This is a genomic window from Variovorax sp. 01T432, from assembly GCF_056398605.1.
Map to the genome: position 1 here is coordinate 58,276 of NZ_JBFTPS010000016.1, position 16,714 is coordinate 74,989.

Annotated in this window: 15 protein-coding genes; 2 read left to right on the top strand and 13 right to left on the bottom strand. The window is 69.6% G+C overall.

The window, feature by feature from the left end:
• Window positions 1–7 precede the first annotated feature (7 nt).
• The 5 genes from AC1DNF_RS14575 to AC1DNF_RS14595 all read right to left on the bottom strand — a co-directional run bounded on the left by AC1DNF_RS14575 (window position 8) and on the right by AC1DNF_RS14595 (window position 6,148).
• The gene (locus AC1DNF_RS14575) at window positions 8–1,396 is read right to left on the bottom strand and encodes an FAD-binding oxidoreductase (RefSeq protein ID WP_478149316.1); all 1,389 of its coding nucleotides are present in this window, start codon (window positions 1,394–1,396) and stop codon (window positions 8–10) included.
• A gap of 91 nt (window positions 1,397–1,487) precedes the next feature.
• Window positions 1,488–2,954 (bottom strand): efflux transporter outer membrane subunit, encoded by a 1,467-nt coding sequence (locus AC1DNF_RS14580; protein WP_478149317.1) that lies wholly within the window; start codon window positions 2,952–2,954, stop codon window positions 1,488–1,490.
• Window positions 2,951–4,489: an MDR family MFS transporter gene (locus AC1DNF_RS14585; RefSeq protein WP_478149318.1), complete on the bottom strand. Its 1,539-nt coding sequence runs from the start codon at window positions 4,487–4,489 to the stop codon at window positions 2,951–2,953. Before AC1DNF_RS14585 ends, AC1DNF_RS14580 begins: the two co-directional genes overlap by 4 nt.
• Entirely contained in the window at window positions 4,489–5,619 is a 1,131-nt protein-coding gene (locus tag AC1DNF_RS14590; protein ID WP_478149319.1) for an HlyD family secretion protein, read from the bottom strand. The genes AC1DNF_RS14585 and AC1DNF_RS14590 overlap by 1 nt, the downstream gene beginning before the upstream one ends.
• Complete coding sequence (locus AC1DNF_RS14595) at window positions 5,567–6,148, bottom strand: MarR family winged helix-turn-helix transcriptional regulator (protein WP_478149320.1); 582 nt, start codon at window positions 6,146–6,148, stop codon at window positions 5,567–5,569. The genes AC1DNF_RS14590 and AC1DNF_RS14595 overlap by 53 nt, the downstream gene beginning before the upstream one ends.
• A gap of 115 nt (window positions 6,149–6,263) precedes the next feature.
• On the opposite strand from AC1DNF_RS14595, the gene AC1DNF_RS14600 reads away from it, so the two are divergent.
• Complete coding sequence (locus AC1DNF_RS14600) at window positions 6,264–6,509, top strand: hypothetical protein (protein ID WP_478149321.1); 246 nt, start codon at window positions 6,264–6,266, stop codon at window positions 6,507–6,509.
• Between the two features lie 67 nt (window positions 6,510–6,576).
• Window positions 6,577–7,515 (top strand): ribosome biogenesis GTPase YlqF, encoded by a 939-nt coding sequence (gene ylqF, locus AC1DNF_RS14605; RefSeq protein WP_478149322.1) that lies wholly within the window; start codon window positions 6,577–6,579, stop codon window positions 7,513–7,515.
• A gap of 16 nt (window positions 7,516–7,531) precedes the next feature.
• Here the strand turns inward: ylqF and AC1DNF_RS14610 are convergent, their stop codons facing one another.
• From AC1DNF_RS14610 to AC1DNF_RS14645, 8 genes are all read right to left on the bottom strand, one after another.
• On the bottom strand, window positions 7,532–7,933 hold the full coding sequence (locus AC1DNF_RS14610) for a hypothetical protein (protein ID WP_478149384.1): 402 nt from the start codon (window positions 7,931–7,933) through the stop codon (window positions 7,532–7,534).
• 95 nt (window positions 7,934–8,028) lie between these two features.
• On the bottom strand, window positions 8,029–8,994 hold the full coding sequence (locus AC1DNF_RS14615; RefSeq protein WP_478149323.1) for a D-2-hydroxyacid dehydrogenase: 966 nt from the start codon (window positions 8,992–8,994) through the stop codon (window positions 8,029–8,031).
• Between the two features lie 8 nt (window positions 8,995–9,002).
• Window positions 9,003–11,030, bottom strand: coding sequence for a transketolase (gene tkt / locus AC1DNF_RS14620; protein ID WP_478149324.1), 2,028 nt, complete (start codon window positions 11,028–11,030; stop codon window positions 9,003–9,005).
• Window positions 11,027–12,052: a TRAP transporter substrate-binding protein gene (locus AC1DNF_RS14625; RefSeq protein WP_478149325.1), complete on the bottom strand. Its 1,026-nt coding sequence runs from the start codon at window positions 12,050–12,052 to the stop codon at window positions 11,027–11,029. The genes tkt and AC1DNF_RS14625 overlap by 4 nt, the downstream gene beginning before the upstream one ends.
• 25 nt (window positions 12,053–12,077) lie before the next feature.
• A complete protein-coding gene (locus AC1DNF_RS14630; protein WP_478149326.1) occupies window positions 12,078–12,827 on the bottom strand; it encodes an SDR family NAD(P)-dependent oxidoreductase in 750 nt (249 codons plus the stop codon).
• A 51-nt stretch (window positions 12,828–12,878) separates the two neighbouring features.
• Entirely contained in the window at window positions 12,879–13,892 is a 1,014-nt protein-coding gene (locus AC1DNF_RS14635; protein WP_478149327.1) for a transketolase family protein, read from the bottom strand.
• On the bottom strand, window positions 13,889–14,749 hold the full coding sequence (locus tag AC1DNF_RS14640; RefSeq protein WP_478149328.1) for a transketolase: 861 nt from the start codon (window positions 14,747–14,749) through the stop codon (window positions 13,889–13,891). Before AC1DNF_RS14640 ends, AC1DNF_RS14635 begins: the two co-directional genes overlap by 4 nt.
• Window positions 14,750–14,786: 37 nt before the next feature.
• Window positions 14,787–16,640 carry a TRAP transporter large permease gene (locus tag AC1DNF_RS14645; protein ID WP_478149385.1) on the bottom strand — a complete coding sequence of 618 codons (1,854 nt, stop codon included), beginning with the start codon at window positions 16,638–16,640 and terminating at the stop codon, window positions 14,787–14,789.
• Window positions 16,641–16,714: the final 74 nt, after the last annotated feature.

Here is a 16,714-nt window from a genome sequence, read left to right on the forward strand (position 1 = left end):
GCCCGGATCAGCCGCGCGGCGCCACGTTCTGGTTCAGGGCGAAGAAGTTCGTCGGGTCGTACTTGGTCTTCAGCTCGACCAGCCGCGCATGATTGCGCCCGAACGCCGCCCGCACCACCTCTGCGTTGTCCTCGCTGAGGAAGTTCAGCAATGAGCTGCCGTTGGAATACGGCTGCAAGGCGTCGTACAGCGCCCGCGTCCAGCCGATATGGCCCTCCGCGCCGGCCGCATCCGTCCACTGCGCCATGATCCCGACGTTGTAGACCGCCTGCCGCTGGGCGAAGGCCGTATCGGCATCGCCGATCCGGCCCGGCGCGCCGCCATAGAACTCGAGCACGACGCCCGACAGCGGCGAGGCCGCCCGGTTCGCATGCGCCACCATGAGGTCGATGGCCTCGTCGCTGAGCTCGCGCAGGAAGGTGGACTTCCAGTAGTTGAAGGTCCCGTCTGGAAACGCGTCGTCCAGCAGCTTCTGCATCATCGGGAAGGGGATCGGCTGGATCGCGTCGACGATCGGCGGGCCGAAGCCGCGCAGCGGCGCAAGCACCCGCTCGCCTTCGGCCGGGTCGCCGCAGTAGCAGGCGATCGCGCCCACCACCGGCACGCCGTCGGGCGTCGATATCAGGCCCGCATAGGCCGTCAGCTCTTCCGGCGCCGTTGCCATGAAGCCCCGGAAGTGGCGAAGGAAGGCGCCGGCCTGCTCGCGCGGAAAGAGGATCAGCCCGCCCAGCACGGTCGAGACCGGATGCGCGCGGAAGAGGAAGGAGGTCACGACGCCGAAATTCCCGCCGCCGCCGCGCAGCCCCCAGAACAGGTCCTCGTTGAACTCCTCGCTCGCGGTGATCAGCTCGCCCTCGGCCGTGACCACGTCGCAGGAGATCAGGTTGTCGCAGCTCAGGCCGTACTTGCGCACCAGCCAGCCGACGCCGCCGCCCAGCGTCAGCCCCGCGATGCCGGTCTTCGACACCACGCCGGCCGGCACCGCCAGGCCGTGCGCATGCGCCGCGCGGTCGATGTCGCCCAGCAGCGCGCCCGCCTGCGCGCGCACCGTCTGGAATTCGGCGTCGACCTCGACCCGGTTCATCGCCGAGAGATCGATCACGATGCCGTCGTCGCAGAGCGCCCGGCCGGCGACGTTGTGACCGCCGCCCCGGATCGCGACCCGCAGCTGCTTCGCGCGCGCGAAGTTCACGGCGCGAACGACGTCCGCCGCATCCGAACATCGGGCAATCAGGCCGGGGTGCTTGTCGATGCTGGCGTTCCAGATGCGGCGCGCCGCGTCGTAGCCGGCATCGTCCGGCAGGAACACCTGGCCGCGGAAATCATGTCTGAAGGCCTCGATGGCCGCCTTGTCCACCGCAACGCCATCGCGCTGCCTGAGCACTGAAGCTTGCATGTTCTTCCCCCGATGCGCCGGTCGGCCGGCTCGGTGGATTCTGCAGGAGGCCAGCCCGCGTTGCTGTAACAGAACGAGGGGCTCGCGCGCCTCAGCCGCGCGTGCCGGGGCCCGCGCCGCCCAGGGCCAGGAAGAGCTGCACCGTGTCGATGTAGCGCTGCCCCTGGGCCCGCACGAAACCGAGCCGCGCCTGCTGGTAGCGGCGCTCGGCGTCGAGCACCTGCAGCACCCCGACATTGCCCTCCTGGTAGCTGCGCCGCGTGAGCGCCACGTCGTCGCGCGCGGCATCCTGCGCCCGCGCATGCGCCTGCAGCTCTTCGGCGCCGTGCTCCAGCGCCTGCAGCGAATCGGCCACCTGCCCGAAGGCCTCCAGCACCGTCTGCTCGTAGTTGGCCGCGTTCGCGTGCATCGCCTCCACCGCCGCGCGCTTCTGCGCGCGCAGGGTGCCGCCGTCGAACAGCGGCGCGACCAGCCCGCCGGCGAGACTGAAGACGCCTGCCGAGCGGTCGAAGAGATGTCCGAACACACCGGCCTGCGTGCCCGCCGAAGCCGTGATGTCGATGTGCGGGTACAGGTTGCCTTCCGCCACCCCGACCGCGGCCGTGCTCGCATGCAACTGCGCCTCGGCCGCCAGGATGTCCGGGCGCCGGCGTGCCAGTTCGGAAGGCACGCTCAGCGGCAGCCGCATCGGCAGCGCCAGCTCGGCCAGGTCGAGATCCGGCAGCGCCGCGGCGGCCGGCGCGGCGCCCATGAGCACCGCCAGCGCATGCCGCGCCACGCTCAGCTGCTGGCGCAGCGGCGGCAGCAGCGTCTGGTCCGCGGCCAGCTGGGTCTGCGCGCTCACGATGTCCAGCCGCGCCACCGAACCGGCGTCGAAGGCCACCTGCACCAGCTTCAGGTTCTCCCGGTCGCGCTCGAGCAGGCTCTCCACCGTGGCGATCTGCGCGCGCAGCGAGGCGATGCGCAGCGCCTGCGTCAGGGTGTTGCCGGTCACCGCCAGCCGCGCGGCCTCGAGCTGATGCTGCCGGTACTCCGCGAGCGCCTGCTGCTGCTCGACCGAGCGGCGTTCGCCGCCCGTGTAGTCCAGCGTGTAGCTCACCGTCGGGCCGACCGCGAAGTAGGTGAAGGGCGGCAGGCTGAAGTCGCCCAGCGAGGCCGCGCCGAGCTTCTGCCGGCCCGCGCTGGCCGAGAGGCCGACCTGCGGCGCGAGCGTGCCGGCCTGCGCATTCGCCAGCTCCTGCGCCTGGGCCAGCGACGCCGCCGCGGCCGTCAGCGTGCGGTTGCCGGCCAGCGCGCGCTCCACGATGCCGTCGACGGCGCCGGAATGGAACAGCCGCCACCACTGCGGCGCGAGCGCCTCGCCGGGCGCGAGATGCTGCGCCTGCGCCTGCGCGTCGTTGCCGGCGGCGGCGGATTCGAGCTTCAGCGGCTCGGCCGTGTACCGCTGCACCGCCGGCGCGTCGGGGCGCCGGAAGTCGGGGCCGACGGCGGTGCAGCCGGCGGCCGCCATCGCGGCCAGCGCGAGTGCCAGGGTCCTGGAGAGGCTTGTCTTGTTCATTCGATCACCACGGGCTCGGCATTCTTCGCCGCCTTGGCGCGGCGCAGCAGCGCCACCAGCGGAACGGCACAGAAGGTGAGCACCATCATCAGTTTGAAATCGTTGTTGTAGGCAATCATGGCGGCCTGCTGGCTCACCAGGCCTTCGAGCTTCGCCAGGCCCGTGGGCGAGGCGAGCGCTTGCGTGGCCGGCGCCGTCAGCGCATCGCCGTAGGGCGTGATGTGCTCGGCCAGGCGCGAGTGCATGATCTGCATGTTGCGCGTCAGCAGCGTCGTCACCACCGAGATCCCGATGCTGCTGCCGATGTTGCGCACCAGGCTGAAGACGGCCGTGCCCTCGTTGCGCAGCGCCGGCGACAGCGTCGCGAAGGTGATCGCCGCCAGCGGCACATACACGAAGCCGGTGCCGAAGCCCTGCAGCAGGCCGGACCAGATCACCACGCTGCTGTCCATCTCCAGCGAGAAATGCGTCATCTGCCACAGCGAGATGCCCGTCATCGCGAAGCCGGCGGCGATGATGTAGCGCGTGTCCATCCGCCCCATCAGCCGGCTGACCACCACCATGGCCAGCAGCGTGCCCACGCCGCGCGGCGCGGTCACCAGCCCCGTCAGCACCACCGGGTAGTTCATCAGCCCCTGCAGCAGCGGCGGCAGCAGGGCGAGCGTGGCGAACAGCACCACGCCGACGATGAAGATGAAGAGATTGCCGGTGAGGAAATTGCGGTCCTTGAAGAGCGCCGGGCTCACGAAGGGCGCCTGCGTCGTCGTCAGCATGTGCACCACGAACAGGTACAGCGCCAGGCCCGCGACCCCCGCCTCGACCATGATCTCCATCGAGTTGAACCAGTCGAGCGTCTGGCCCCGGTCCAGCATGAGCTGGAAGGCGCCGACGGCCAGGCTCAGCGCCGCGAAGCCGAACAGGTCGAAGCGCGACTTGCGCAGCACCGTCTCGTGCATGAAGGCGAGGATGCCGAAGAAGCAGACGATGCCGAAGGGCACGTTGATGAAGAAGACCCAGCGCCAGCTGTAGTTCTCCGTCAGCCAGCCGCCCAGGGCGGGGCCGAGGATGGGGCCGATCGTCACGCCCATCACCCAGATGCCCATCGCGCGCCCGTGGTGCTCGGGCGGGTTGATGTCCAGCAGCACCGCCTGCGACATCGGAATCAGCGCCGCCCCGCAGAGCCCCTGCAGCAGCCGCGCGACCACGATCTCCGGCAGCGACTGCGCCAGCCCGCACAGCGCCGAGGCCACCGTGAAGCCGAAGATCGAGATGAGGAAGATGCGCTTGCGCCCGAAGCGGCCGGCCAGCCAGCCCGACAGCGGCGTCATGATCGCCGCGGCCACGATGTACGAAGTCAGCACCCAGGTCATCTGGTCCTGCGTGCTCGACAGCGATCCCTGGATGCGCGGCAGCGCCACGTTGGCGATCGTGTTGTCCAGCGCCTGCATGATCGAGGCGAGCATCACCAGCAGCGTGATGATGCGCCGGTGCGAGGCGTCGCCCGCCCGGCCTTGCGCGACGGCGTCCGAGCCCATCAGTTCGCAGCCACCTTCGGATCGGCCATCACCTCGCCCGGGCCGAACAGGTGGCGCTTGTAGCGCGTGTCCACCTCCACATTCGCGCTCAGGCCACCGTGCAGCGGAAAGGCCGGATCGAGCGCGGCGAGCTCCACGCGCACCGGAAGCCGCTGAACCACCTTGACCCAGTTGCCGGTCGCGTTCTCGGGCGGCAGCACCGAGAACTGCGAACCCGTGCCCGGGCTCACGCTCGCCACCTTGCCCTTGAAGACCTCGCCCGGATAGCTGTCGACCTCGACCGAGGCTTCCTGCCCGACCCGCATGTGGGCGAGCTGGTCTTCCTTGAAATTCGCCTCCAGCCACACGTCATGCGTCGAGACCAGCGCGAACACCGGCACCGAGGCATTCACGTAGCTGCCCACCTGCAGCGCCTCGACGCGCGTCACCACGCCGTCGCTGGGCGCCCGCACCGCCGTGTAGGAGAGGTCGAGCCGCGCGCGGTCGAGCGCCGCCTGCGCCTGCTTCACGGCCGGATGCTGGTCGGCCTCGATCGCCGGATTGCCGCCCAGCTGCGCCGCCACCGCGCCGATCTCCTGCGCCGCGCCGGCGACCTTTTCGCGCGCTTCGTCCCGCGCGTGCCGGGCCTTGTCGACCTGCGCCTGCGAGGCGATGCCCGCGCCGATCAGGCGTTGCTGCCGGTCGAGCTCGCTCTGCTGGAAGGCCAGCGTGTCGCGCGCCGATGCCTCCTCGGACTGGCGCTGGCGGTAGTTGGCCTTCAGCATGCCCACGCGCAGCCGCGCGCTGGCCAGCTGCGCCTCGGCATCCGCCACAGCGATGCGGAAGGGCGCGTCGTCCAGCCGATACAGCAGCTCGCCGGTGTGCACCGCCTGGTTGTCGTGCACGGCCAGCTCGACCACGCGCCCGGCCACGTTCGCGCTGATGGAGACGCGCGCCGTCTTCACGTAGGCGTCGTCGGTCGACTCGAAGCGCCCGCCGCTCAGGTAGAGGTAGCCCGCGATGCCCGCCACCACCACCACGCCCGCCAGCATCAGCGGCAGGCGCGCGCGCCGGCGCCAGCCAGGTGCGTCGGGTGTCTCAGGCGCGTTTGCGGCCGCGAGGGCGAGGGCCTTCTGTTCGGATTGATCCATGGTCGTCGTTCGTTGGGTTGGATTCGGCGCGGATCGCATCCGCGCCCTTCGGGGCGGCCGCGAGCGCGGGCGCCGTGTCGCATGGGTCGTCCACCGGCTGGCCGGTGAGGACGCTCACATTGGCGTGCAGCTTCTCCAGCACGCGCATGAAGCGCTCCCGGTCCGCGTCGCCGATGCCTTCGAACATCTCGGCGCGCGTGAGCTCCACCAGACGCCAGATTTCGGCGACCAGCGGCTTGCCCTTGTCCGTGAGGTACAGGCGGCGCACCCGCCGGTCGACCGGGTCGGGCCGGCGCTCGATGAGCTGGTCGGTCTCCATCCGGTCGAGGATGCGCACCATCGTCATCGGCTCCACGTCCGTCAGCTCCGCCAGGCGCACCTGGTTGATGCCCTCGTTCTTGTCGAGCTGCACCAGTGCCTTGCACTGATTTAGCGTCAGCGAGATGGCCGCGGCGCGCTGCTCGAAGCGCAGCACATAGCGGCGGCTCAGGTCCTTGAGAAGGAAGCCAAAGTTCTTCAGCCTGTCCATGGAGGGCGGTGGTCCTTGTCGCGGGCGGGTTGCCCGTAGCGGACGAGATAATAACGCAAGATACGATATCGTGTGATGCCGATGCAGGTATCCCGATGCGGCATGATGGCTGCCCATGGACAACCTGCAAGCGCTGCAATCGCTCGGACTCGAACTCCCGAGCCTGGCCTACATCGTGGGCGCCGTGCTGTTCGGCATCGCCGGCATCGTCGCCTACCGCTACGGCAAGCGCGCCGCCCGCCCGCGCACCAAGTGGCTCGGCGTCGCGCTGATGTTCTACCCCTACGCGGTGCCGCAGACCTGGCTGCTCTACGTGCTGGGCGCCGTCCTGTGCGCGGTCATCCTCGTCGACCGCGGCTGATTCCGCCCGCGCGCCGGCCCCGGCGACAATCCACGCCCGTCCCGTAGCGAGAGAAAGAACATTCCCGATGGCCATCCAGTGGTTCCCCGGTCACATGCACCTGACCCAGAAGGCCATCGCCGAGCGCGTGAAGGACATCGACGTCGTCATCGAGCTGCTCGACGCGCGCCTGCCCGGCTCCAGCGCCAACCCCATGCTGGCCGAGCTGACCGGCCACAAGCCGGGCCTCAAGGTGCTCAACAAGCAGGACCTGGCCGAGCCCGCGCGCACCGCGCTCTGGCTTGCGCACTACAACGCCCAACCCGCCACGCGCGCCATCGGCCTCGACGCCAGCCAGACCACGCCGGCGCGGCAACTTGTGGAGGCCTGCCACCAGCTCTCGCCCCTGCGCGGCGGCATGGCCAAGCCCATGCGGGTGCTGATCTGCGGCATTCCCAACGTCGGCAAGTCCACCCTCATCAACACGCTCACCGGCAGCCGCAAGGCCAAGACCGGCGACGAGGCCGGCATCACCAAGCTGGAGCAGCGCATCACGCTGGCCGACGACTTCTACCTGTGGGACACGCCCGGCATGCTGTGGCCGCGCATCATCGTCGCCAAGAGCGGCTACAACCTGGCCGCCAGCGGCGCCATCGGCCGCAACGCCTTCGACGAGGAGGAGGTGGCGCTGGAACTGCTGAACTACCTCAAGCGCGACTACGCCGGCCTGATCGAGGCCCGCTTCAAGCTCGACCCCATCGACGGCCTCAACGACGAAGAGGTCCTCGAAGCCATCGGCCGCAAGCGCGGCGCGCTGCTGGGCAAGGGCCGCGTGAACCTGCAGAAGGCCGCCGAGGTCGTGATGCACGAGTTCCGCAGCGGCAACATGGGCCGCATCACGCTGGAGACGCCGCAGGAGTTCGCCGAGTGGCTCGCGGCCGGGCAGCTCGTGGATGCCGAGCGCCGGGCGAAGAAGGAGGCGCGCGCGCAGAAGAAGCGCCCCGGCACCGGCACGCGCGAGCCCTGAGGCGGCTGCCGGAGAGCTATCCGGAAAACCTCGCCCATGCCGCCCGAAGGCGCCGCGCGCGGTCCTCGAAGAGGTACGAGCCCGCCAGCGTCAGCAAGCCCGAGATCACGCCTGTCACGATGGCCTCGGCAAAGGGAATGTCATAGTGGTTCGCGTGCGAGTAGGCGTCGCCCAGCATGGTCAGCAGGCCGACGACCAGCGCATTGCCGTACCGGTTCGCGTAGAGCCTGCCCGCCGGTGTGAAGGTCAGGAGCACGGCCAGGATGCCGGTGGCCAGACCTGTCTGCAGCGCGGTCGTCCAGTGGGCAAGGCTCCAGACATTGCCCCAGCTGCCCGGCATGCAGGTCATGCAGGCGCCGGTCGGCTGCCAGAAGCGCTGCACGAACAGCCTGACGCGGCGCATCCCATCGCTTGACATCATCCATTCCCCATCGATCCCGCACGATAGCGCACATCCCGGCCCTCGTGGGCGAACGCCGGGGGCGCGGCACCGCCGGCCCTGTCCCGGCCCTGTCAATAGGCGCCGAGCACCAGGTTCGTCGGCCTGCCGGAGACGAAGTTCCCGATGTTGTCCATCAGCTGATCGGCCAGCGCCTGCTGTGCCTCGTCCGACGCCCATGCCACATGCGGCGTGAGGATCACGTTGGGGCGTGAGGCCGCGCGCATCAGCGGGTTGTCGGGCGATGGCGGCTCGCCATCGACGACGTCGAATCCGGCGCCGCTGACGAGCCCCGCATCGAGCGCCCGCACCAGATCGGCCTCGTCGACCAGACCGCCGCGCGCGGTGTTGACGATCAGCGGGCGGCGCCGCATGGCCTCGAACTCGGGCATCGCGATCATGCCGCGCGTGTCCTTCGTCAGCGGCGAATGCAGGGTGATGACGTCGCTGGTCTCCAGCACCTCCTGCCAGGGGGTGTACAGGGGCCCCATCCCGCTCTTGCCCTTGTGGGCGGCGAAGAGCGGCTCCATGCCGAAGGCGCGGGCGAGGTCGGCCACACGCTGGCCCAGAACGCCTTCGCCGATGATGCCCAGCCGCGCGCCCGCGAGGTCGCGGATGGGATGGTCGAAGAAGCAGAACTGACCGGACTGCTGCCAGCGGCCTTCGAGCACGGATGCGCGGTATGCGACGAGGTTGCGCCGCAGCGCGAGGATCAGCGCGAAGGTGTGCTCAGGCACCGTGTGGACGGCATAGGCGCGGATGTTGACGACCGCCACACCGCGTGCCTGGCAGGCGGCCTTGTCGACGCAGTCGGTGCCGGTGGCCGCCACTGCGACGAGGCGCAGCGCGGGCAGCCGCTCCAGCGTGGCGGCGGTGATGGGCGCCTTGTTGGTGATGGCGATGCTCGCGCCCTCCAGCCGCTCGGCGACCTCGTCGGGCGCGGTGTACGCGTGCTCCACGAACTGGTGTTCGAAGTCCGGGCGGCGCAGCCGGATCTGCGGCGCGATGGTCGCGCGGTCGAGGAAGACGATCTTGTGCATGCCGGGTCTCATCCGTTGCTGGGTTGCAGCCATCGCTTCGCCTCGGCGACCACCGCCGAGGGCACGATGCCGAAGTGCCTGTAGAGCTCGTCGGCGGGCCCGGACGCGCCGAAGCCGGCCATGCCGACGAAGCCGCCGCGCTCGCCCAGGTAGCGATCCCATCCGAAGCGCACGGCAGCCTCCACGGCCACGCGGATGCCGCCCGGCGGCAGCACGGCGCCTCGATAGGCCGCGTCCTGCGCATCGAAGAGCTCCCAGCAAGGCATCGACACCACCGCGGTGGGCACGCCCTCGGCCTGCAGGAGCTCGCGCGCCTGCAATGCGATCGTCACCTCCGAGCCGGTGGAGATCAGCGTCACCTGGCGCGCGCCGCCCTCGGCTTCGGCCAGCACGTAGGCGCCGCGGCGCGAGAGGTTGTCGGGCTGATGGCTATGCCGCACGAGCGGCAGCGCCTGTCGCGCGAAGACCATCGCGACCGGGCCGCCGCGGTGCTCCAGCGCGAGCTCCCAGCACTCGGCGGCCTCGACCGCATCCGCGGGACGCAGCAGCAGCATGTTGGGCATCGCGCGCAGCGAGGCCAGAATCTCCACGGGCTGGTGCGTGGGCCCGTTCTTGCCGACCCCGATGGAGTCGTGGCTGAACACGAACTTCACCGGCAGGCCCATCAGCGCCGCCATGCGCATGGCGGGACGCTCGTAGTCCGAGAAGGCGAGGTAGGTCACGGCCAGCGGAATGACCCCGCCATGCGCGGCCATGCCGTTGGCCATGGCGCCCATCAGGTGTTCGCGCACGCCGCAGTGCACGTACGCGCCACCGCGCTCGGCAGCGCTGAAGGCCTGGAGGCGCCGCTTGTGGCTGGTCGGCGCCTCCCGGTCGGCACAGCCCACCATGCGCTCGGGCAACACCGGCGTGAGCAGGTCGTTGATCTCCGCCGAGATCATGATGCCGCCGGGCGATTCGGCGGACCCGACGGCCTGCCGCTTGTAGCCCGCCAGCGTCTCGCGCCAGCCGTCGGGCAAGTCGCCGGCGATGACGCGGTCGAATTCGGCGCGCTCCGCGGGCGCGAGCGCGTCGTGCCGCGCCTGCCATGCGGCGTGCGCCTCGGCGCCACGGCGCCCCGCATCGCGCCAGGCCTGCAGCACGGGCGCGGGCACCTCGAACGGCGCATGGGGCCAGTCGAGTTCATGCCGGGCGACGTCGGCATCCTCGGAATGCAGGCGCGCGCTGTGGCCGCCGCGCTTGCCCTGCAGCCGTGCCAGGCCGCGCGCGATCACGGTGCGGCAGGCGATCATCGACGGGCGGGGATCGAGCTTCGCCGCAGCCAAGGCCGCCGACACCGCGTCGAGATCGTGCCCGTCGACCTCGACCACATGCCACTCGGCCACGCGAAAACGCTCCGCGACGTTCTCGCTGATCGACAACGCGGTACTGCCGTCGTCGGTGATGCGGTTGTCGTCCCACAGCAGCACCAGCTTGCCCAGGCGCAGATGGCCGGCCAGCGAGATCATCTCCTGGCCGATGCCCTCCTGCAGGCAGCCGTCGCCCACGAAGGCATAGGTGTGGTGGTCCACCAGGCCGCTGCCGAAGCGCGCGTTCAGGTAGGCCTCGGCCACCGCCATGCCGAACGCATTGGCAATGCCCTGGCCCAAGGGCCCGGTGGTCACCTCGATGCCGTGCCCGGGCGCGATCTCGGGATGGCCCTCGCAGCGTGAGCCCATCTCGCGGAAGCGCCGTATCTCGTCGATCGAGATGGCCTCGTAGCCCGTCAGGTACAGCAGCGCATAGAGCAGCATCGAGCCATGGCCGTTCGAGAGAACGACGCGGTCGCGGTCCGGCCAGCTCGGGTCGGCGGGCAGGAACTTCAGGTGCCGCGTGTAGAGCGCGGTCGCGATCTCGGCCATGCCCAGCGGCACGCCCTGGTGCCCTTCGCCCGCGCGCACGATCGCATCGATCGCGAGAAAACGGATCGCGTTGGCAAGCTTCGACAACACCGGCCTCGGCATGGCCGCCGCACTCGCCGCAAGCACCGCGCTCATGCGAGCGACCCTGCGCCTTCTTCGAGCAGCTTCCAGGCGTCCTCGCCGAACTTGCCGCGCCAGTCCTTGTAGAAGTTGCTCTTGGCGAGGGCGGCCTTGAACACGTTCTTGTCGGGCTCGACGAACTGGAGGCCCTTGGCCTGCAGATCGCCGCGCAGCGACTTGCTGAGCGCGGCGATGTCGGCGCGCTCGTCGTTGGCGGACTTCTCGAACTCGCGGAACACGATCTCCTGGATGTCCTTGGGCAGGCGGTCCACGGCCTTGCGATTGCCGAGGATCCAGTACGCGTCCCACACGTGGTTGGTCAGGCTGCAGTACTTCTGCACCTCGTACAGGCGCGCCGTGGCGATGATCGCCAGCGGGTTCTCCTGGCCTTCGACCAGCCGGGTCTGCAGCGCCGAGTAGACCTCGTTGAAGTTGATCGGCGTCGGGCTCGCGCCCAGGGCCGTGAACAGCGTCGACAGCATCGGCGCCGAGGGCACGCGCAGCTTCAGCCCGCGCAGATCGTCGGGTGTGTGGATCGGCCTGGTGGACGTCGTGATCTGGCGGAAGCCGTTGTCCCAGGGCTTGGACATCGTGAGCAGTCCGACCTTCTCGATCTGGCCGCGCACGTACTTGCCGAGCGGGCCGTCCATCGCCTTCCAGACCTGGTCGTAGTCGGTGAAGGCGAAGCCGGTATTGACGATGCCCGCCGCCGGCACCAGGGTCGACAGCACCGAGCTGGCCTGGTTGAAGAACTCGACGCCCCCATTGCGCACCTGCGCCAGCAGGTCGGTGTCGGAGCCGAGCTGGTTCGCCGGGAACAGCCGGATCTCCAGGCGCCCGTTGGTCGCCGCCTTGATGCGGTCGACAGCCTCCTGCGCGCGCTTGTTCACCGGATGGCTCGGGTCCTGGCCGGTCGCCAGCTTGTAGGTGAACTCGGCCGCATGCGCGCGCCGCGGCAGGATCGTGAACAGCGGCAGCGCCGAGGTGCCGGCCAGGCATTGGCGGCGGGTCAGGCCGCCATGAAGGATCTTGTTCATTGCGTGTCTCCGTGATGTTCGTCGTTCAGTGAATCAGCATGCCGCCGTTGACGTCCAGCGTGACGCCGGTGCAGTACTTCGCGAGCGGGCTGGCCAGGAAGACGACGCATCCGGCCACGTCGTCGGGCTCGCCGATGCGGTTGAGCGGGATCTGGTCCAGGATGCCCTGCTTGCGGTCATCGGGAATCAGGCCCTTGTTGATGTCGGTCGCGATGAGGCCGGGCGTGACGCAGTTGACGCGGATGCCGTCGATGCCGAATTCGCGCGCCATCGCGCGCGCCAGGCCCAGCACGCCGGCCTTGGCCGCCGAGTAGTGCGGGCCGCCCAGAATGCCGCCGCCGCGCTGCGCCGACACGGACGAGATGCAGACGATCGAGCCGGCCTTGGCCTCGCGCATCGCCGGCAGCACGGCCTGCGACATGTAGAGCGTGCCGCGCAGGCTGACGTCGAGCACCGCGTCGTAGTCCGCGCCGGTGATGTCGCAGGTCTTGCGCGGCTGCGTGATGCCGGCGTTGTTGACGAGAATGTCGATCCGCCCGCACTGCGCCACGGCCGACTTGGCCGCGCGTTCGCACGAGGCCTTGTCCGTGACGTCGGCCACCAGGCCCACGTGCTGCGGACCGAGCCTTGCGGCGGCGCCTGCCGGGTCGGCCCGTTCGAGGTCGAGGATCACCACGCGGGCGCCTTGCGCCGCCAGCATGCGCGCGGTGGCGAAACCCAGTCCGTTGAGCCCGGCCCCGCCGGTGATGAGGGCTACCTTGCCTGCGAGAAGCATCTTTGTCTCCAATGAGAGGTTGAGTGAATGAAAAAGGGTGCGGCCCGGGCGTCAGCCCAGCCACTTGCGGATGCGGCCGGCCAGCGCTTCGCGGCTGATGCCGTAGCGCTCGTGCAGCGTGGGCAATGCGCCCGCATCGAGGAAGGCGTCGGGCAATCCGACCAGCTCGAAGCCGGCCGGCTGCACCCGGTGCCGCAGCAGCGCGCTGGCGACGGACTCGCCCAGCCCGCCGATCACGGAGTGGTTTTCCGCGACGACCACCAGACGGTGCTTGTAGCGAACGGCTTCGACGATGGCGGCCTCGTCGAGCGGCTTGATCGTCGGGCAGTGCAGCACCGCGACGCCGATGTTGTCCGCCGCCAGGTCCTGCGCCACTTCGAGCGCGCGCATCGTCATGAAGCCGCTGGAGATCACCAGCACCTCATTGCCCTCGCGCAGCATGCTGGCCTTGCCGAGCTGGAACTTGTAGTCGTACTCGTCGAGCACCAGCGGCACATTGCCGCGCAGGAGGCGCATGTAGACCGGCCCCTTGTGCGCCGCGATCTGCGGCACCGCCTGCTCGATGTCGAGCGCGTCGCACGGGTCGACGATCGTCAGCCCGGGGATGCCGCGCATCATCGCGATGTCCTCGGTCGCCTGGTGGCTCGGGCCGTAGCCGGTCGTCAGGCCGGGCAATGCGAAGCACATCTTCACGTCGAGGTTCTCCTCGGCGATGACCTGGTGGATGAAGTCATAGGCGCGCCGCGTTCCGAACACCGCGTAGGTCGTCGCGAAGGGCACCAGGCCTTCCTTGGCCATGCCCCCCGCGGCGGCGAGCAGCAGCTGCTCGGCCATGCCCATCTGGTGAAAGCGCTCCGGGTAGGCCTGCGCGAACAGGTGCAGGTCGGTGTACTTGGCCAGGTCGGCCGTCATGCCGACGATCTCCGGCCGCTGGGCGGCCAGCTCGACCAGTGCCTTGCCGAAGGGCGCGGCCTTCACGCGCTGCCCTTCGGAGGCGATCGAGGCGATCATCGCCGAGGTGGTCAGGCGCGGCTTCTTCTTTTCCGCCGCAACAACGGTGTTCATGCCAGGGCTCCTTCGCTTGCCGTGGTGGCCGACCAGTCGTCGTCCAGGACCTGCAGCGCCTGCTGCCATTCGGGCGGGTCGACGCGGATGAAGTGGTTCTTCTCGCGCGCCTCCAGGAAGGGCACGCCCTTGCCCATCAAGGTGTCGAACAGGATCACGCGCGGCTTCGCTTCGGTCAGTGCGCGCGCCTTGTCGAAAGCCTTCAGCACGGCCGGCAGGTCGTTGCCGTCCACGCGCTGCACGTCCCATCCGAAAGCCGCCCATTTGTCGGCCAGCGGCTCGAAGCCGAGCACCTTGCTCGAAGGGCCATCGGCCTGCTGGTTGTTGATGTCGACCAGGCAGATCAGGTTCGCCAGCCGATGGTGCGCGGCCCCCATGGCCGCCTCCCACACCGAGCCCTCGTCGAGCTCGCCGTCGGACATCGAGACGTAGGCGAAGGCCGGGTTCTTCTTCTGGCGCAGGCCGAGCGCCATGCCCACGGCGATCGGCAGGCCCTGGCCGAGCGAGCCCCCCGACATCTCCATGCCCGGCGTGTAGGTGGCCATGCCCGACATCGGCAGGCGGCTGTCGTCGCTGCCGTAGGTCTCGAGTTCGCTCTCGTCGATGATCCCGCCCTCGATCAGCGCCGCGTAGAAGGCGATGGCGTAGTGCCCGTGCGAGAGCAGGAAGCGGTCGCGGCCTTCCCACGCGGGGTCAGCGGCGCGGTAGTTGAGCGCATGGCCGTAGGCCACCGCGAGCACGTCGGCCCAGCCGAGGGCCTGGCCGATGTAGCCCTGGCCCTGCACCTCGCCCATGCGCAGGGCGAAGCGGCGGATGCGGTAGGCGCGTTCGCGAACCGTCGTCGTCAGATCAGACATGTGAGTCCTTGTGGTGAAAGTCGTTGAAAGAGGCGGCTCACAGGAGCCCGATGGAGAACCAGGGCACGAAGGCCACGATGAGCAGGCCGGCCAGCAGCGCGCCGAGGTACGGCCAGATGCGGCGCACGGCGACGTCGGGGTGGGCGCGGCCGATCGTGCAGGCGGCGTAGTAGCCCAGGCCGAAAGGCGGGGCGAACAGGCCGATGCCCATGGCCAGGATGACCACCATCGCGTAGTGCACTTCATGCACGCCGATTGCCTTGGCGACCGGGAACAGCAGCGGCGCGAACAGGACCATCGCGGGGATGCCTTCGAGCACGCTGCCGAGCACGATGAAGGCCGCGATCGACACCAGCAGGAAGCCGTACTTGCCGCCCGGCACGCTGGTCATCATGTCGGCCAGGCTGTGCGAGAAGCCCGACTGCGTCAGCGCCCAGGACATGCCGGTGGCGGTGCCGATGATGAAGAGGATGGCGCCCGACAAGGCCGCGGTGTCGACCAGCATCGGATAGAGACGGCGCCAGTCGAAGCGGCGGTAGATGAGCAGGCCCGCGACGACGGCATAGGCGATGCCGATGGTCGACACCTCCGTGGCCGTCGCGATGCCTTCCACGACCGCCGTGCGGATCAGCACCGGCAGCAGCAAGGCGGGAAACGCGATCAGCAGCGTGCGGCCGATCACCCTGAACGGCGCCCGCTTCAGGCCGTGCGCGACCTCGGCGCTGCGATAGCGCGCCAGGGCCGCCAGCATCAGGGCCAGCACCACGCCCGGCAGGATGCCGCCGGTGAACAGCGCGCCGATCGAGATGCCCGCGACCGAGCCGATCGTGATCAGCACCAGCGACGGCGGGATCGTCTCGGCCATCGCGCCGGATGCGGCGAGCAGCGAGATCAGTTCGCCCTCGTTGTTGCCGCGCTTCTTCATCTCCGGCAGCAGCACGGGCGCCACGGCCGCCATGTCGGCGGTCTTGGCGCCGGAGATGCCCGACACCAGCAGCATCGCGCCCAGCAGCACGTAGTTCAGGCCGCCGCGCACATGGCCCAGCAGCGAAGCCAGGAAATCCACCATCGCCTTGGCCATGCCCGTCATCTCGACCAGGTGCCCCAGCAGGATGAACAGGGGCACCGCCAGCAGGATCAGCGAGCTCATGCCTTCGTCGATGCGGCCGCTGACCACCGCCAGCGGTGTGGACGTGACGCACAGCAGGAAGGCCACGGTGGCCAGCCCGAAGCAGAACGCGATGGGCACGCCGAGCAGCACGCCGGTGCCCAGCAGGAGCGCGAAGAAGATGACCAGGTTCCAGTTGCCGATCGCCTGCAGCCAGCCCGAGCCCAGATACAGCGCGCCCGCCAGGGCGGCAATGGCGATCGACACGCCGACGAGGTCGGCGACGCCCAGGCGCGCCAGGCGCAACAGGCCGAGCGCGATCATCAATCCGGCGCCGGCCGGAACCGCCGCGGCGCGGATCGTGTTCGGCCACGAGAGGGCCGGTGTCTGCACGATCCATTCGTCGCTCGCGTACTCGGTCATCGGCCCGATCAGGATCACGAGCAGCAGGCAAGGCGCGGCAATCGCCAGGGTCTCCGCCCAGGCCTTGGCGCGAGGGCTCCAGCGCGACACCAGCGCGGTGGTGCGCATGTGCGTGCCGCGTCGCAGCGCCACGGCCGCGCCCAGGTTGGCGAGCCAGAGGAACAGGATCGACGCGAGTTCGTCGGCCCACGGAATCGGGCTGTTGAAGACGAAGCGCATGATCACGCCCGCCAGCAGCACCACCACCTCGCCGACCACCAATGCGGCAGCGGGGACTTCAATGGCGTGGCCGAGCCAGGATTCGGCGCGTGCCGCCAGCGAATCGCCGGCCTGCAGTGGGGGGTGGGCTTCCAGCAGCACGGCGCTCACTTCCGGCTCCCGATGCCGGCTTGCGGCATCGCCCGGCCCCTGGCCGCGTGGTGGTCATGGTTCAG

Coding starts and splice junctions, on each gene's coding strand:
- AC1DNF_RS14590 (WP_478149319.1), bottom strand. CDS start 5,619: ATGGATCAATCCGAACAGAAGGCCCTCGCCCTCGCGGCCGCAAACGCG.
- AC1DNF_RS14640 (WP_478149328.1), bottom strand. CDS start 14,749: ATGTCTGATCTGACGACGACGGTTCGCGAACGCGCCTACCGCATCCGC.
- AC1DNF_RS14610 (WP_478149384.1), bottom strand. CDS start 7,933: ATGTCAAGCGATGGGATGCGCCGCGTCAGGCTGTTCGTGCAGCGCTTC.
- AC1DNF_RS14630 (WP_478149326.1), bottom strand. CDS start 12,827: ATGCTTCTCGCAGGCAAGGTAGCCCTCATCACCGGCGGGGCCGGGCTC.
- AC1DNF_RS14635 (WP_478149327.1), bottom strand. CDS start 13,892: ATGAACACCGTTGTTGCGGCGGAAAAGAAGAAGCCGCGCCTGACCACC.
- tkt (WP_478149324.1), bottom strand. CDS start 11,030: ATGAGCGCGGTGCTTGCGGCGAGTGCGGCGGCCATGCCGAGGCCGGTG.
- AC1DNF_RS14625 (WP_478149325.1), bottom strand. CDS start 12,052: ATGAACAAGATCCTTCATGGCGGCCTGACCCGCCGCCAATGCCTGGCC.
- ylqF (WP_478149322.1), top strand. CDS start 6,577: ATGGCCATCCAGTGGTTCCCCGGTCACATGCACCTGACCCAGAAGGCC.
- AC1DNF_RS14580 (WP_478149317.1), bottom strand. CDS start 2,954: ATGAACAAGACAAGCCTCTCCAGGACCCTGGCACTCGCGCTGGCCGCG.
- AC1DNF_RS14585 (WP_478149318.1), bottom strand. CDS start 4,489: ATGGGCTCGGACGCCGTCGCGCAAGGCCGGGCGGGCGACGCCTCGCAC.
- AC1DNF_RS14595 (WP_478149320.1), bottom strand. CDS start 6,148: ATGGACAGGCTGAAGAACTTTGGCTTCCTTCTCAAGGACCTGAGCCGC.
- AC1DNF_RS14615 (WP_478149323.1), bottom strand. CDS start 8,994: ATGCACAAGATCGTCTTCCTCGACCGCGCGACCATCGCGCCGCAGATC.
- AC1DNF_RS14575 (WP_478149316.1), bottom strand. CDS start 1,396: ATGCAAGCTTCAGTGCTCAGGCAGCGCGATGGCGTTGCGGTGGACAAG.
- AC1DNF_RS14600 (WP_478149321.1), top strand. CDS start 6,264: ATGGACAACCTGCAAGCGCTGCAATCGCTCGGACTCGAACTCCCGAGC.